Below are 16132 nucleotides of genomic sequence, written 5' to 3'. Positions count from 1 at the left end.
ACACCGTAGGTACTCCCTTTTATCCTGACAACAAATGAGCAAAAGGTTTTATCTGTTGCAATCCTTCTTCACGCCAATCATCCGTCTCTCCATCTTCCAAATTAAATAAGCATTCCCGACACAAAATTTGCAACAACAGTGGTAAACGTTGACTTTGTTCAAGAATCCACTCCACATCTTCATCAGCAAAAGGAATCGGCGAACTTGCTATCAATTCTCGCGCTTCTTTCTCTGTCAATGCTCCCAAATATGCTGTATAGCCAAAAATATTGAAAAATGGCGAACTATGTCCCGTATGATGAGCAAGCTCAATGGGTGATTCGTGGGTAGCCAAGACGAACGCCAGATTTCCCCCTGTGTGGTTAGTCGCCAAAGAACGCAAGCTTTCCCAAAACTCATCATCCAATTCTGGACAGCGTTGCAACCCCACACCAATCTCATCCAGTAAAATAACCGTGGGATGATGCAAGTTGTCGCTGACTAGATCCATAAAGTTATCTAAATCACAAGGTTCTGCTACTTTCTTGCCTATATTTTCCAGAATGTAGCTTAAAAACCTTTCCCTGCTTGCCATGCGTGGGTCTTGAAAGTCTACGAAAATCCACTGATACATTTCTGGATTTAGTAGCCAGTCAGACTTCTGATTAGGGCGTAATTCTTCTACTGGCGTAGTGGTAATATTTTTCAGGTAATGCAGTAGAGAGGTTTTACCAATGCGTGGCTTACCAATAATAGCGGCGTTTTGCAGGGGATGACGCTTGAGTAAATTGAATAGACGTTTGAGTTCTTTTTGTCGTCCGAAAAAATAGCGGGGATGGATGATAGAGGAACCAGTGACAAAGGGTGAGGTTTCCTCAATGGTTGAGTTGTGATTTGCTTGCGCTTCTGGTTCTTTGTCTGCTATCTCTTGCCAATCTTGCTGCAATTTCTCGCTAATTTCCACAAAATTGAGATAGTCAACTGGTTTACCACTGAGAAAATTCTTCACAGTGGACAAGGAAAATCCCACTTCAACAGCCAAAGCCTTTTGACTAGGATAGCCATTACGATGCAGTGCTGACTTTACCTGTTGAATGTACTCTACCGCAACACGAAGCGATCGCGCCATCACTCCTCATCTTTTATACCAATTCATTTAATTATAAAGCTATGAATAGGCAGCCAAGGCACAAATCAGCTACAAGTCAGCTAAGATGAACTATTTCTCAACCCATTTATCACCTAAGTGCAATTTTTAATGAGAATATGGATGTTGAGGAAAAACATATGGGACGCAGTTTAATAATCTGGTCTATTACATTACCACTTTGCGGAGTGCTAATGTTTGCTATAGGATGTGTCACCACCATTTATATGGTTAATGGTCGATATCGTATTGATGTTGTATTAAATACAAAAGAACTCAGGGTAAAAACTGATGTGGATAAAAGAGAATGCCAAGTGATAGAAAATATCGCCAAAGACAGTCCTGATGAAAAAATGTAATCCTTGATTCCGGGCGAGGTCATTTCAGTTATCAGTTATCAGTTATCAGTTATCAGTTACCCCATCGATAAATCCGGGGGCTTGTATCCTTTTCTTTTTTCGTCATCAACTCACCATCGCCTGGGAAGGATTATAACGCCATAACTGATACAATCTTGTTGCTGGCATAGTCAAATAGAAATTAAGAGATGGTGTTGTGCTAAGTTTCACCAGATTCATCACCATTCATCCCCAATGTCTTTTGTGCAGCGTGTCGGATGTGAAGAATACGGACAGTAGCAATATCTTCTCTTTCAAGAATAGTAAAAAGGATACGGTATGAGTTACGTCCTTTACCGTAGAGAAGTTGCCGAATTTCGCAACAAGTCTATTCATTCTCTCGTGCAAGAGGACAACGCTTTGGCATTGAAGATAGAGAATCTATTGCTTTTAGCAAACCCGCATACCACTGGCTTGCTGTTTGAGGAGATGTAATTTGAGACAACTTCAGAAATGCACCATCGGCTTCAGCCTCAGCCACACTGGAAATTTCAATGTGGTATGTCATAAATCGGCTGGCAAATTATACTTACGACGTTGTTCCTTAGCGAACTCATCAAAAGAACGGTAATGTCCAGCCTCAAAATCATCTAACCCACGCTGAATACTTTCAATCGCTTCTTCTGAATCTTGTGCTTCCCACTCCAAAACATGAGAAATTAGTTCAGCCGCAACAATGCTTACATCTTGTCCTTGTTGTTCAGCTTTTTTACGGAGTTGTGCTTCGACTTCTGGATTGAGAGAGATTAATATTGTCATAGACTGGCTTCCCTTATGATTAAGCCTGTTTATGAGATTTTAGCAAAACTAGACTTAATTTTAAGCCAGGGATTCAACTCACCATCGCCTGGGAAGGATTATAACGCCACAACTGATACAACCTTGTTGCTGGCATAGTTAAATAAAGAATATCCCCTGCACTGAGACTAACCCGCAATAAATCCCAACCATGAATAGTCTGACAGCTAGTTTCCACATATAAAGGCACAAAATCAGCAGACATGGCAGCATCCTTCACCCGTTGACCACAAAATGGATGGGCAGGTGTAATCAAAGTAGCAAAAGCTACCCAGAGACTATCGGAGGTAATGCCATTACCGAGTACCCGCCCACCTAAAGCCGCAGCAGCAAAGGCTGGGGCTGCTAGTTCCGCCGGACTTAATACGGCTTCAAAATCAAATACTTCTTGCGCCATACGAGCAAAATCTGGATCTGCATAGTTGATTACCAGAGGGACTTTAGGGGAGATTCCTTTGGCTTTGAGAGCAATCTCTACATTAGTGGCATCATTCCCAGTCACCGCTAGGAGGGCGGCAGCTGTTTGCACATTACTTGATTTGAGGGTTTCCGGAAAACTGGCATCTGCATGAATAATGGGAATACCTAAGCGGCGGGCGGTGCTAACAAATCTATTGTTGGTATCGGGTTCAATGACTACTACTTCATAGCCGTTGTCGTGGAGTTGCTGGACAATTTTAATACCCAAACCTCCTAAACCACAGACAATATAGTGATGGCGACGAGGAACACGGGCAGCATCCCAAAATTGCTTGAAGCGGGTTCCCAAAATAAAATCATTGAGCAAGGCATACCATACACCAAATACCCCTGCCCCAATCAACATCATAACCACGGTAAAGATTTTCACAGTATTAGAAGCATGTTCTACAACCTTCTCATTCCCACCGGCTCCAGTAATCATACCTACAGCAAAGTAGAGAGCATCAACAATGGAGACACGTAATTCCGTGGAAACGTAGGTAATAGTAGCCATAGTAATTATGACCATCAATACCATAGCCCCTACTAATACCGAATGGGCATGATGGCGAAACTGTCGTAGATTAGTAAAGACTTTCAACAGCTTAGTAATAATAGATCTGCGAGAGAAAGCGACTTGGGGTTGAGTACCAATAATTAAGCGATCGCCTACTTTTAATCGATGTCCGCAAACTACTGCTGAGACTAGATCTATCTCATCTTCTACTGGTAAATAATACAGTAGCATCCGCGATCGGTCTTCCCACAATTGACTGAGTTTACAACCCCGCCAATTATGATTTTCATGGATATATTCTTCATGGATGGGCCAAGTTTGCTGAAATAACTTCAGTTGTCCAATAGCTTGATTGCCCATTGCTGCAAATGCGAATACCGGGGCAGACAAACCAGCCACACTCATACTTAAATGGTCTGGTAAAGTTTGATCCAGACGTTCTCCCAAACTAGTATTAAAGAAGCGATTAATAATCCGAATTCGGGGATTCAGAACTCGTGCTTGCATGACAATCCACAAATTTAGAGCATCATCCCCTCCAGCGATGACTAAAGTATTAGCTTGCTTAATTCCGGCAGATTTCAAGGTACTAGCAGCGTGCAAGTCGCCGACAATTACATCCCCTGCTCTTTCACCAGGCATGGGTTTGTGATGGATGCCGACAACAATAGCTCCTTGATGTCTCAGCAAACGAAAGATTTTATATCCAGTACGTCCTAAGCCACAGACAATGATTCGGGGTTTCATGAAGTAGCAGCATGGTGTGCAGAAGAAGCTGCATAAATTACAATATTTCTTCCCATTCTTGCCTACTTATGAGGAAAATAACTGTAGCTGGAAACACGATTCAAGTTAAAAGTAAAAAGGCAAAAGTAAAAAGAATTATGAACGAGGAAAAAGGGAAGTAATTAGATCATTTTGACAATGATTAATTGTTAACTATTAACTTTCCTTTTACGCACTTTGTTCTGTTTCTATTTCCAACTTTTGCCCTAACTTTGGTTCCGTTCCTGCTAATAAACGTTGAATATTACTGCTGTGTCGCCAGATTACGTATAAACTCCCTACTATGCCAAATAAAATATAGGCTAACGGTTGCTTGAGAATTACTATTGCTAAACAAGCTGCGATCGCACCACAAATTGAACTCAAGGAAACAATCCGCGATATAGCCATCACCCCAGCAAATACCCCCACTGTTACTAAGGCTACTTGCCAGTTTAGTGCCAACAAAAGACCCAAACTAGTAGCTACCGATTTACCACCAGTAAAGCCCAAAAAAATCGATTTGCTGTGTCCCAAAATTCCAGCTATACCTGCCAAAATTACTATCCACGGTTGCCATATTTGGCTATCTACTGTTGCAGGTAGGAGATTTGCATCGGGAGCAAATTGGAACCACCAATAAACTAAGCAAATTGCCAACACACCTTTCAAACAATCTACCCCTAAAACCAATGCTCCAGGGCCTTTACCCAAGGTTCTCAGGACATTAGTTGCTCCCGTAGAACCAGAACCAACTTCCCGAATATCAATACCTTGGATAACCTTCCCTGCTATATATCCCGTCGGAAATGAACCTAACAGATAAGCAACCAGTACCACGACTCCACACAAACTTAACCAAATAGCCATAATCTTAGAGTTAGGAATTACGAATTATGAGTTGAGAGCAAAGCACCAACCAAAGGAATGGCAAATAAAAACATCCCATCTTTAATTAGAAGGCAAAATGTACAAACTTCACCATCAACCCCTAAAAGTCATCATCATAACTTCTCATCATCCTGGGGTCGGGAGCAAAAGCTAACCATAAAGGGAATTGCAGTAGGGACAAACTAATTTGCTCTTCGGAATCATCAATAATAATCAAAGGCATTTGTTTTGCTTTTTGCAATCGTTCAGCTTTTTGTGCTACTGCTTCTGGTCTTTCAAATAATGCGACCCCTCTATCTGGACCGAAATCGGAACGACCAATTCCCAAGCAATCTTGTAATCCCCTACGCCAATCACCAAGGCTTTCTGGACTGTTTGCTATCACCAGAGGACGGAGGCGATTACCATACATTTGATGCAATATAGATATAATGGCTGATGCAATTAGTGTATTTTGCAACCTACTACTCATAGTACGTAAAGCACCCCGTCCCCCCTGTTGGAAAAACCAGTTAGAAACACGTTCGGCGTGAACTGGTTCAAAGGTGCGTCTTAATTGCCAAGGTGGACCATAATAATCTGGTTTAGTCCTATATTGGTCGATCAAATAACGAATTTTCTTGGTTGTTTCTGCAAATTTTCCGGGAGCAAATTGGATTATTTCTGTTTGGGATTCCTGGGATTGCACCACCTTCACCTTAGTCTTTTCTGGTTCTGGCTTGGTTGGAGGTACTAATTGTAACTGCTCGGCGGCAACGGCTAAATCCTGTAAACTACCCGTAAGGTAGTCTTTAAAACCCTGAACACGAATTGCTAAATCTTGGGAAACTCCCGCAAAAGAAGTTTTCATCTCATTCCGAATCCGTTCTTGTCGCTTCTCTAACTGCTCTACGGAAATTTGCAGAGCTTGTTTTTGTTGCTCTAATTGAGAAAGTGCCTCTTGTGTCATTTGTCCCATTGCTATTTGGGATTGATGTAACTGTGCTCGTAGAGTTTTATCTGTTGTTTGCAAGTCGGCTATTTCTGCTTTTAAGTCTTGTTTTTGTTGCTGTAATTGAGCAATTCTTTGTTCTAACTGCGACGGAGATGGCTGTTCCTGGACTTCTAGGGTATTGTTTGTTACTTGTTGTGCATTATCTTGTGTCGGATCAATTTCTGTAGTATCAATTGTGGAATTGACTACAGATGGATTAGCTTCTTCTTCCTTAACTTCAGGTGTAGTCTGTTGTGATTCTGATTGTATCGATAATTCATCACCTGATTGTGGAGTTTGATATTCCTCGGTATTCATACAATAATTATGTAATGACAATGGCGCAAAAATGAGATTAACAGCAATAACATGCAGTTTGTTTTATGAATGAAAATTTGTAGTTAGGAACTTGGATTTATTAATTTACAATCAGATTTGTACTTTATTTTATCCGCACTCCTTAGCTATCCACTAAAGTCTAGTTTTCCTAGATGACTAAATGCGAGGGCAGCGTTGTTCTAAACATTCCTTGAGAGTATTGGGATTAAACAAAATTGGTAAAAAGTGAATGCTTTTAACTTCTTTAAAATAAAAGAGGATGGGAACCGGATGCCAAAAAATACGCCAATTTTGCCATTCTTGATAAGGAAAACGGCGAATCATTTTTTCACCTCTGTAAACGTCTAAATCTGTAGAGGTAAATTGTAGGCGTAATGTTACCGTCTGAAACAAGAGAAATAAGCCGAATAATGCCAATATCGCTCCTACCCAAATTTGGACGAACAACAAAGGAATTGCCCCTAGTATCAACACAATCGGAATGTTGTAACTAGGCTTAAGTTCTACGGTGGAAGATAAATTAGAGGTAAATGAAGTAGTCACGGTTACAAATACTGTTTTACTAGTAGATATTATCCATATTGTAGGAGTATGGATGACTTCCCATAATACGGACAGGAAAATTGAGAAGGCAATTATTAAGTACGGTTAAAAACTTTGCCGTAATGCACTCCCAGACCCTTGAAACATTAACCAGGTAAGGAAGAAGTTACTCACAAATATCAATAGCAAGGAGGTGACAACAGCAGTTGTAGTTGATTGTCCCACACCTTTAGCACCTCCACTGGTTGTCAAACCCCAACTACAACCAACCACAGCAATTAACAACCCAAAAAAACAGGCTTTAAGTATAGCGTTGATAATATCCCAAACACCAAGGAAATTACGGGCAGAATCCCAAAATTGGCTATCGGAAAGACTATATAAATTAGTGGCGATTACCATTCCTCCCATCATGCCAGTGAGCAAAGACAACAGGGTTAAAATGGGCAACATTAATAAGCAAGCTATCACCCTGGGAATTACCAAGTAATCAATCGGATCGGTTTTTAATACCAAAAGGGCATCTATTTGTTCTGTCACCCGCATAGTCCCAATTTCGGCGGCAAATGCAGAACCAACTCGCCCTGCTAAAATTACAGCTGTTAATACTGGAGATAACTCCCTTGTGAGAGCCAGTGCTAATACTCCCCCCACTAAATTACCCGCCCCAAAATTGACAAATTCCCGTGCTACTTGAATTGTAAACACCGCCCCTACAAATATCGCCGTTAGTAGGGCAATAAATAGGGAATCTGGGCCTACTACTGCCATCTGTTCTAGGGTATTACGCCGATGTATTTTGCCTTGAATTAGGTGAATAATCACTTGTCCACCTAAAAAAAATGCTGCCAGCAAACGCTGACCCCATATTCCTAAGCCATATTTGGATGTAGTCTCGCTCAATGTTCCAAGGTTAGATAGTTTAACTGCATTCAGATTGTCACTTCCCATTACACCATGAAATAGTGAATCATGTAGACATAACACCTACTTGCCTTTGCCAGGAATTCTATTTGTTGCACTTAAGATAGTAACGTTGATCAAGTTTGCCAACCCAATAGAGGAAATTTCTGCGATCGTGTTACAAAGGAAAAGGCTGAAATATGGGAAGTAATTAAGTCTCAAACCTGGAATTTTGAAGAGGCAGTCCCGATGAAACAATTTTCACCATCAAATTATCTAAGTATAATTTTCCCTTCTCCCTGCTCCCTGCTAATTCTGGTCAATCTTACTAATTGTGGTCTTTAGGTTAACTTAGATTAACACCAATCTCATAAATTAATATTTCTAATTACTTCTCTAACATGAGTTTTGCCAAGACTATTCAGAATGAAACTCTTGTTGAGCAAAGGTTTAAGTAATTGACATCCTCATCAAAGCTGTGAACATATCTTGGTCTGAATGTGTAGGTTTTTTAATTAAAACTTAAGATTTTTGACATATGACTCTATTGGTAATGATCGAGCTTATTCTAGTAGAAAGTGACAAATGGGTATAGCACCCCAGTCCACTCAAGTCACGGAGTCTTCTAGACAATGACTATTTTGACTAATTTCCTACGCTCACTATTACTGACGATTATTTTTTGCTTCGTTGCTCCTATGCTGTTAGTAGGTATTTTTTTGCTATTGGTTTATGCAATCGGTTATTTTCCTCCTCTACAAAATTTGAGCGAAGCTATCTTTAATCGGATTTTGCATTTTCTATCTGTTTTTGGCAGTGGGACTTCCTTTCGAGGATTATGCGTGATTAGTTTAACCTGTAGTTTTGTTGGTGGCTTATTTGACACATACGCCTATTATCGGTGTCAAATACTACGTATCGATTCTTAAGACTTAGGGGATAAATGTCGCCAGATAATAAATGAAAAAGTAATTTTAAGAAGGAAAAAAATATTGTTAAGTTTAAATGCTTTAGACAATGGATAAACGCTGTCAGAAGGCATTCAACCCTCAGTGACGTTTTCTGGTAAAAAGAGTGTCAAATACAGGAGAACAGCAAGCATATTATGATAAGTTTACCTGTTGATCTCAAAAATATGCTGGAGGTTGTTTGAGTAATTATGGTTTGGCCTTTTAGATCGAAGTCTCGCAAACAAATAGCTCGCATTGAGATTACTGGAGCAATTGCTAGCGCCACCCGCAAACGGGTATTGTCAGCCTTTAAAACAATAGAAGAGAAAAAATTTCCTGCCCTTCTGTTACGCATTGACAGTCCTGGGGGGACAGTAGGAGACTCCCAAGAAATTTATAGTGCCTTGAAGCGATTGCAAGAAAAAGTCAAAGTAGTAGCCAGTTTTGGTAATATTTCTGCCTCGGGAGGGGTTTATATTGGCGTGGGTTCAGAGCATATTATGGCTAACCCAGGAACAATTACTGGTAGTATTGGTGTAATTCTGCGGGGCAATAATTTAGAACGGTTACTAGAAAAAATCGGGGTATCCTTTAAAGTCATAAAATCTGGCCCCTATAAAGATATTTTGGCATTCGATAGGGAATTGACAGAACCAGAACAAACTATCTTACAAGAATTAATTGATACGAGCTATCAGCAATTTGTGCAAACCGTAGCAGAAGGAAGAAAGTTGTCGGTAGAGAATGTCAAAGCCTTTGCTGATGGTCGCATTTTTACTGGGCAACAAGCTTTAGAATTGGGAGTTGTGGATCGATTGGGAACGGAAGAAGATGCCCGTCGTTGGGCTGCGGAATTAGCTGGATTGGATCCAGAAAAAACCCAAGTCTTCAACATAGAAGAACGTAAACCATTATTAAGTCGTCTAGTACCAGGAAACCAGCAGATGAAAACTGGTATTGGGGCTGGTATTGACTGGTTGGAATTTGAAATGTCTACTAGTGGTCTGCCATTGTGGTTATATAGGCCTTAAACATTGATTTTGTTCTCATCTTAGCTACAAAATAATGATTAAAGACACAACTCAGGAGGATTTAGACGTGGAATGGCAAATGCGAGCTATTCGCGGCGCGACAACTGTCTCGGAAAACACAACTGAGGCAATGCGAGCAGCGGTAATGGAATTACTAGATGAATTAGAACAACATAATCAACTACATCCTACAGATATTATTAGTATTACCTTCTCTGTAACTAAGGATTTAGATGCAATTTTTCCTGCCGCGATCGCGCGAACCCGTCCTTCCTGGGACAATGTACCCATGCTAGATGTGCAGCAAATGTATGTTGAAGGTAGTTTAAAACGTTGCATCAGGTTTTTATTACATACTCATCTCCCGGTTTCTGCACCCGTATACCATATTTATTTGCGTAATGCAGCCAGCTTGCGTCCTGACTGGAGCTTACCCCAACGGGTGGCTTCTTCTACAACAGCTTGTTAATCTAAGGTTTAAGCTAATAAGAACCGGGAGTACAAGGATTATTACCAATCTCCAAAATATAATCTCCGCTGATTTTCGCGGAGATTATATTTAAGCCAGAATTTAGTTATCAGCAGGATTCTTTTTGCTTTTAGTTTCTTGGTGGTGATGCAACCGAATCCCTAAAAAGATATCATACATAAATTCTAAAAAGTCCTTTTTACGCAATAGCCCTAGGGATTGGTGAGAACCTTTGGCATCTAGTGTCGGTTTCATTAAATAATAAGCGGGTTGGTAATTATACCAAGGAATGGAAGGCCACAAATGATGGATTAAATGATAATTCTGCCCCAAAATTAAGATATTCAAAATTGGACTAGCATATACTCGGGCATTCTTCCAACGATTACGCTCTACAAAAGGGCGATGGGGTAAGTAATCAAAAAATAAACCCAAAGCAATACCCACTACTAAAGAAGGTACAAACCAAAAATTCAGAACATAATGCAAAAAGTTGTATTGTACTGAAATATATACAATTGCTACCACAAACAAGCGGCTCAAAAACCACTCTAAAAGTTCATATTTACGCCATAATCGACGTTTAAAGAAAAATATCTCGTGGTAGAAGAACCTAACTGCGATTAACCATAGTGGCCCGCCAGTAGAGACATAATGATCTGGATCATTCTCTGGATCATTAACGTTACCATGATGCTGCAAATGTACTCTGGTAAACACAGGAAATGCAAATGCTAACATTAAAGCACTGCTATGTCCTAAGACTGCATTAATAATTCGATTGCGGTGGGCAGCCTGGTGACAGGCATCATGAATCACCGTACCGGAAATATGCAGGGCTACAACATTGCACATAAAACAGATCCAATGGGGCCATTGCCAAATCCAGTAACCGCAGACCGATAAAATAACAATTCCCACTGCCCCTAAGAACATAAGTAGTGTCGGATTGAAACCACCTGGAGACGCTAATAATTCCTTGGGGGGTATAGTCAGTGGCTTCTTTACCTCCGACATCAGCATTGCATAACTCCTTATTAACCCAAATATTGCGAGTATACGATAAAGAATGGTCAATAATAAAGTTTTGTTGAGCAAATATTTGTATTTTTGACTCAAAAGTAGACTCTGTTGAGCAAGATTTATATACACCATTACCTATTGGTGACCCAATGGGGGTATGATCCCAGACAAAAGACTAAGTTTGTCATGAAACCATGAAAAGTGTGTTAAAGCTGGGAAATATAGAGTTATAGCGATGTACTGCAATTCTTTTCAAACCTACATTCACAGCCCACCTATCAAGTACTTTGAAAGTACTTTTAGCTCCAATTTGTTTTGCGCCGCTCAATTGATTGACTCAGTAGTGACAGACAAGCAACTCCCCAAAATTTTATTATCACTTTCTGAATAGCTCCCTAGGTTCAGCCCCATGCAACTAAGAGATTCAATTCGCCGAACAAAAATTGTCGCTACCATCGGTCCTGCTACTAGTAGTCCAGAAATGCTAAAGGCGATCATCGAAGCTGGTGCTACGACGCTGCGGTTAAATTTTTCCCATGGAACTCATGCCGACCATCAGCGTAACATTCGTTTAATTCGGCAAACAGCTTTTGAGCTCAATCAACCAGTAGCTATTCTCCAAGACTTGCAAGGTCCAAAAATTCGCCTCGGCAAGTTTGAACATGGTTCGATAGTAGTAGAAAAAGGCGATCGCTTTACTTTAACAAATCGCCAAATCGTCGGCACCCAGGATATGAGCTGTGTTACCTACGATTGTTTAGCCGATGAAGTCCCCCCAGGGGCAACGATTCTCCTTGATGATGGACGGGTAGAAATGTCAGTAGAGGAGGTGAACAAAGACAAAGGTGATTTATATTGTCGCGTCACTGTAGGTGGTAAGCTTTCTAATAATAAAGGTGTTAACTTTCCTGGAGTTTACTTGTCAATTAAAGCCCTAACTGATAAAGACCGAGAAGATTTGATGTTTGGTCTAGACCAAGGGGTTGACTGGGTTGCACTTTCCTTTGTTCGCAATCCCCAGGATGTGATGGAAATTAATTCTTTGATTGCCAGTACTGGCAAACAAGTGCCAGTGATTGCCAAAATTGAAAAACACGAGGCGATCGAACAAATGGAGGCAGTTCTAGCCTTATGTGATGGTGTCATGGTGGCAAGGGGTGATTTAGGTGTAGAACTGCCCGCCGAAGATGTTCCCGTACTGCAAAAGCGATTAATTGCCACGGCGAATCGTTTAGGCATACCTATTATCACCGCGACTCAAATGCTAGATAGTATGGTGAGTAATCCCCGCCCTACCCGAGCAGAAGTATCAGATGTGGCAAATGCTATCCTTGATGGTACGGATGCAGTCATGCTCTCCAATGAAACAGCTGTTGGTGAGCTTCCTGTGGAAGCAGTAGCGACTATGGCAAAGATTGCCAAAAGAATTGAACAGGAAGTCGCTGAAAACACTAATGCACGTCAGGCTGTAGATACTAGACGTTCTATACCGAATGCAATTAGTCAAGCAGTGGGTCAAATTTCCGAACAATTAGGGGCCGCTGCCATTATGAGTTTGACCCAATCTGGAGCAACTGCACGGAATGTTTCTAAATTCCGTCCCCGGATTCCCATTTTAGCTGTTACTCCCCACGTCAGCGTCGCTCGGCAGTTACAGCTAGTTTGGGGAGTAAAACCCCTATTAGTATTAGAATTGCCTTCCACAGGACAAACTTTCCAAGCAGCAACGAATGTGGCTCTGGAAAATCGTCTGGTGTCGGAAGGGGATTTGGTAGTTATGACTGCTGGTACTCTACAAGGGATTTCCGGCTCCACTGACTTGATTAAGGTAGAAGTAGTTACTACAGTACTTGGTAAAGGTATAGGATTGGGACAAGGCTCAGTCAGTGGTCGTGCTAGGGTTGCCCACACAGGTAAAGATGTAGGAACTTTTAATCACGGAGATATTTTAGTCGTTAAAAATACAAGTGCAGATTTTGTGGAAGCTATTCGCAAAGCTAGCGGTATTATTACTGAAGATGAAAGTCTTAATAGTCATGCCGCAGTTATTGGTTTGCGTTTGGGAGTGCCTGTAATTGTAGGTGTGAAACAGGCAACCCAAGTAATTCGTGATGGTGCAATTTTGACTATGGATGTACAACGGGGTTTGATTTATTCTGGTGCTGTGGGAACCCCTTGAGGGAATGAGAGAGTGAGAGAGTGAGAGAGTGAGAGAGTAAATATAGGGAATGTGAGAAGCAATATTATTTCTTTCTTTCTCTCCTTCCCTCCATCACTCCTTCCCTCTGCTCCCTGCTCCCCTGCCTCTTCTGTTCAGGTTAATTCGATTTGAGAATCATCACCAATCATAAACCGTAAGGCTTTAGGACGACGGGGTGCAACAGTTAACTGTGCCCGTTGTCCAATCACACTATCAATGATACGTTGGTAAATTCCGGCGATTTTAGCACCTTCTAAAACCACACTATGCTCTAAATCCGTATCAATGAGGGTAGTATTATTAGCAATGCTTGTATAGGGGCCAACAAAACAATTTTCTAAGTAACAGTTATTACCAATGACTACAGGCCCACGGACATTACAATTAACTAATTGGGATTGCTTGCCTAATTGTACTCTCCCACTGACCTGAGTTTGAGCATCAATATCACCAATAATTGATGATTTTAAATAGGTATCGAGAATCAGACGATTTGCTTCTAGTAAGTCATCCTTTTTACCTGTATCTAGCCACCACCCTTCTAATTGACAAGCTGTAACTGGTTTTTGCTCGTCAATTAAGTATTGAATCGCATCAGTGATTTCCAACTCCCCTCTAGCTGAAGGTTTAATATTAGCGATCGCATGATGAATGACTGGAGAAAAGAAATAAACTCCTACTAAGGCTAAATTGGAAGGTGGGTTTTTGGGCTTTTCTATGAGTTGTAAAACCCTACCTGTATCATCCACTTGCGCTACACCAAAGGCACTAGGATTCGGAACTTGGCGTAATAGAATTAAAGCTGACTGGGGTTCGTCAGTGAATTTATGTAAAAAATAACTTAAATCTCCCTGTTGAATTAAGTTATCTCCCAAATACATCAAAAAAGGTGAATTTTCTAAAAAAGGCTGGGCTACTTTGACCGCATGGGCAAGTCCTGCTGGCTCATCTTGGACAATATAGGTAATCTTTGCCCCAAATTTTTCCCCATCTCCGGTTTTAGCTTGGACTTCTGCCCCTGTTTCCGGACTAATAATAATACCAATGTCTGTAATCCCTGCTGCTACCATCTCTTCGATGCCATACCACAAAATTGGCTTATTGGCAACAGGAACAAGTTGTTTAGCTCCTGTGTAGGTGAGGGGACGTAACCTTGTACCTCTACCACCAGAAAGTATTAATGCTTTCATAAAATTTGTTGTGTATAAAATTCTGCTAACATTTTTCGTAAACTTTGCCGCCAATGAGGCGGATAGTTACCTAAGACTGCCGCTATTCTGGCACAGTCAAGGACTGAGTAGCCAGGTCGCTGGGCAGGGGTGGGATAATCAGAGGTAGTAATGGGAACAACTCTCTCCACCCGTAAAGGAAAACCTTGTTGTTGTGCTTCTTCAAAAATACTGAGGGCAAAGTCATACCAACTAGCGACTCCACTATTGGTGTAGTGATAAATTCCAGTCATTTCTGGAGTTAATTGAGAAACAATTTGAGCGATCGCTCCAGCAATATCTTTTGCCCAGGTAGGACTACCAATTTGGTCGGCAACAACACGAATTTCTGGGCGTTCTGCTGCCAATCGCAACATGGTTTTGACAAAGTTACTTTTGCCATAGGTTCCATATACCCAGGCAGTGCGAAGAATAATATAATTGCTTCCTAGTTCCCTAATTGCTTCTTCCCCAGCCAGTTTGGTTTTGCCGTAAACACTTAAAGGATTGGTGGGATGATTTTCTCCATAAGGACTGCTATGTTTACCATCAAAAACATAATCAGTAGAGATATGAATCAGGAAAGCACCTAATTTCTTAGCTGCTGCTGCTAAAATTCCTGGTGCAGTCCCATTAATAGCCAATGCTAATTCTGGCTCACTTTCAGCTTTGTCAACAGCCGTATACGCAGCCGCATTAATAATTATTTGTGGTTGGTATTCCTGGACAACAGGTTCCAGAGACTCTGGTTGCCCTAAATCTATTATTGGACGAGTGACTGGGATTATATTACCGTAGGCTGGCAGTATTTGTCGTAGCTCTTGACCTACTTGACCATTGCTACCAATGAGAAGAATATTTTTCATGGGAATAATTCCACCTCTTTTAAAGTTTTACCCACTTTGTCTTTTGCAGATAGAATAGGTAGCGCAGTCAAAGGCCAATTTATTCCTACATCTGGGTCATTCCACAGCAGTGTACGTTCCCCTTGGGGGCAATAATAGTCTGTGGTTTTATAAATAACTTCAGCTACTTCTGAAAGCACAAGGAAGCCGTGGGCAAAACCCGGTGGAATCCAAATTTGGTCGTGATTTTCGGCACTGAGTTGGCAACCGACCCATTTTCCAAAGCTGGGAGAACTTTTTCTGATATCTACAGCTACGTCAAAAACACTGCCAACAACCACACGTACTAGTTTGCCTTGGGGTTGAATAATCTGATAGTGCAGTCCCCGTAGGACATTGTGTCGGGATTGAGAGTGGTTATCTTGAACGAATTTCGCAGTAATACCTACTTTATCAATGAATTTTTGTTCGTTAAACGACTCTAAAAAAAAGCCGCGATCGTCTTTTAATACGTTAGGTGTAATTTTAATAACTTCTGGTATGGCTGTATTTATAATTAACATTGACGGCTAGTATCTTTCACGGATAGTTAGGATACTAGTATTATTCCCATCTTTGCATCTTTATACTCTAGATAATTCAACAATTTTTTTCTGCTATGTTGTTTATAAAAGTGGTGTGAAGACCAATA

Annotated in this window: 17 protein-coding genes; 5 read left to right on the top strand and 12 right to left on the bottom strand. The window is 40.9% G+C overall.

Annotated features, from left to right (window positions below; all coding sequences use genetic code 11):
- Positions 1–19 precede the first annotated feature (19 nt).
- Positions 20–1108 carry a TniB family NTP-binding protein gene (locus CALSC_RS18890; RefSeq protein WP_088242835.1) on the bottom strand — a complete coding sequence of 363 codons (1089 nt, stop codon included), beginning with the start codon at positions 1106–1108 and terminating at the stop codon, positions 20–22.
- Between the two features lie 137 nt (positions 1109–1245).
- Between CALSC_RS18890 and CALSC_RS18885 the strand changes: the two genes are divergently transcribed.
- Positions 1246–1485 carry a hypothetical protein gene (locus CALSC_RS18885; RefSeq protein ID WP_235006853.1) on the top strand — a complete coding sequence of 80 codons (240 nt, stop codon included), beginning with the start codon at positions 1246–1248 and terminating at the stop codon, positions 1483–1485.
- 367 nt (positions 1486–1852) lie between these two features.
- Here the strand turns inward: CALSC_RS18885 and CALSC_RS27595 are convergent, their stop codons facing one another.
- From CALSC_RS27595 to CALSC_RS18850, 7 genes are all read right to left on the bottom strand, one after another.
- Positions 1853–2032, bottom strand: a complete 180-nt coding sequence (locus tag CALSC_RS27595) for a hypothetical protein (protein WP_235006852.1) — start codon at positions 2030–2032, stop codon at positions 1853–1855.
- Complete coding sequence (locus CALSC_RS18875) at positions 2029–2283, bottom strand: hypothetical protein (protein WP_088242834.1); 255 nt, start codon at positions 2281–2283, stop codon at positions 2029–2031. The genes CALSC_RS27595 and CALSC_RS18875 overlap by 4 nt, the downstream gene beginning before the upstream one ends.
- Before the next feature lie 73 nt (positions 2284–2356).
- Complete coding sequence (locus tag CALSC_RS18870) at positions 2357–4048, bottom strand: potassium channel family protein (protein ID WP_088242833.1); 1692 nt, start codon at positions 4046–4048, stop codon at positions 2357–2359.
- Between the two features lie 207 nt (positions 4049–4255).
- A complete protein-coding gene (plsY, locus tag CALSC_RS18865; protein ID WP_088242832.1) occupies positions 4256–4936 on the bottom strand; it encodes a glycerol-3-phosphate 1-O-acyltransferase PlsY in 681 nt (226 codons plus the stop codon).
- Between the two features lie 121 nt (positions 4937–5057).
- The gene (locus tag CALSC_RS18860) at positions 5058–6248 is read right to left on the bottom strand and encodes a DUF3086 domain-containing protein (protein ID WP_088242831.1); all 1191 of its coding nucleotides are present in this window, start codon (positions 6246–6248) and stop codon (positions 5058–5060) included.
- 177 nt (positions 6249–6425) lie between these two features.
- Positions 6426–6842, bottom strand: coding sequence for a DUF3119 family protein (locus tag CALSC_RS18855; protein ID WP_088242830.1), 417 nt, complete (start codon positions 6840–6842; stop codon positions 6426–6428).
- A gap of 75 nt (positions 6843–6917) precedes the next feature.
- A complete protein-coding gene (locus CALSC_RS18850; RefSeq protein ID WP_088242837.1) occupies positions 6918–7715 on the bottom strand; it encodes an MlaE family lipid ABC transporter permease subunit in 798 nt (265 codons plus the stop codon).
- A 632-nt stretch (positions 7716–8347) separates the two neighbouring features.
- Here CALSC_RS18850 and CALSC_RS18845 point away from each other — a divergent pair.
- From CALSC_RS18845 to aroH, 3 genes are all read left to right on the top strand, one after another.
- Complete coding sequence (locus CALSC_RS18845) at positions 8348–8644, top strand: hypothetical protein (RefSeq protein WP_088242829.1); 297 nt, start codon at positions 8348–8350, stop codon at positions 8642–8644.
- Between the two features lie 230 nt (positions 8645–8874).
- Positions 8875–9696 (top strand): signal peptide peptidase SppA, encoded by an 822-nt coding sequence (sppA, locus tag CALSC_RS18840; protein WP_088242828.1) that lies wholly within the window; start codon positions 8875–8877, stop codon positions 9694–9696.
- A 34-nt stretch (positions 9697–9730) separates the two neighbouring features.
- A complete protein-coding gene (gene aroH / locus CALSC_RS18835; protein WP_407641952.1) occupies positions 9731–10165 on the top strand; it encodes a chorismate mutase in 435 nt (144 codons plus the stop codon).
- Between the two features lie 102 nt (positions 10166–10267).
- Here aroH and crtR read toward each other — a convergent pair whose 3' ends face one another.
- Positions 10268–11188, bottom strand: coding sequence for a beta-carotene hydroxylase (crtR, locus tag CALSC_RS18830; protein ID WP_088242827.1), 921 nt, complete (start codon positions 11186–11188; stop codon positions 10268–10270).
- Between the two features lie 409 nt (positions 11189–11597).
- Here crtR and pyk point away from each other — a divergent pair, with 409 nt between their 5' ends.
- Complete coding sequence (gene pyk, locus CALSC_RS18825; RefSeq protein WP_088242826.1) at positions 11598–13367, top strand: pyruvate kinase; 1770 nt, start codon at positions 11598–11600, stop codon at positions 13365–13367.
- Positions 13368–13501: 134 nt separating this feature from the next.
- Here the strand turns inward: pyk and CALSC_RS18820 are convergent, their stop codons facing one another.
- From CALSC_RS18820 to rfbC, 3 genes are read right to left on the bottom strand one after another with little or no spacing between them, the layout of a single operon-like run.
- Entirely contained in the window at positions 13502–14578 is a 1077-nt protein-coding gene (locus CALSC_RS18820) for a glucose-1-phosphate thymidylyltransferase (protein WP_088242825.1), read from the bottom strand.
- Positions 14575–15462 (bottom strand): dTDP-4-dehydrorhamnose reductase, encoded by an 888-nt coding sequence (rfbD, locus tag CALSC_RS18815; protein ID WP_088242824.1) that lies wholly within the window; start codon positions 15460–15462, stop codon positions 14575–14577. The genes CALSC_RS18820 and rfbD overlap by 4 nt, the downstream gene beginning before the upstream one ends.
- Positions 15459–16004, bottom strand: coding sequence for a dTDP-4-dehydrorhamnose 3,5-epimerase (gene rfbC / locus CALSC_RS18810; RefSeq protein WP_088242823.1), 546 nt, complete (start codon positions 16002–16004; stop codon positions 15459–15461). The genes rfbD and rfbC overlap by 4 nt, the downstream gene beginning before the upstream one ends.
- Between the last annotated feature and the right edge of the window lie 128 nt (positions 16005–16132).

It is taken from the genome of Calothrix rhizosoleniae SC01 (assembly GCF_900185595.1).
Taxonomy (GTDB): domain Bacteria; phylum Cyanobacteriota; class Cyanobacteriia; order Cyanobacteriales; family Nostocaceae; genus Calothrix_A; species Calothrix_A rhizosoleniae.
Note: the sequence above shows the minus strand (reverse complement) of the source record. Positions and strands in the feature narration are given on the sequence as shown.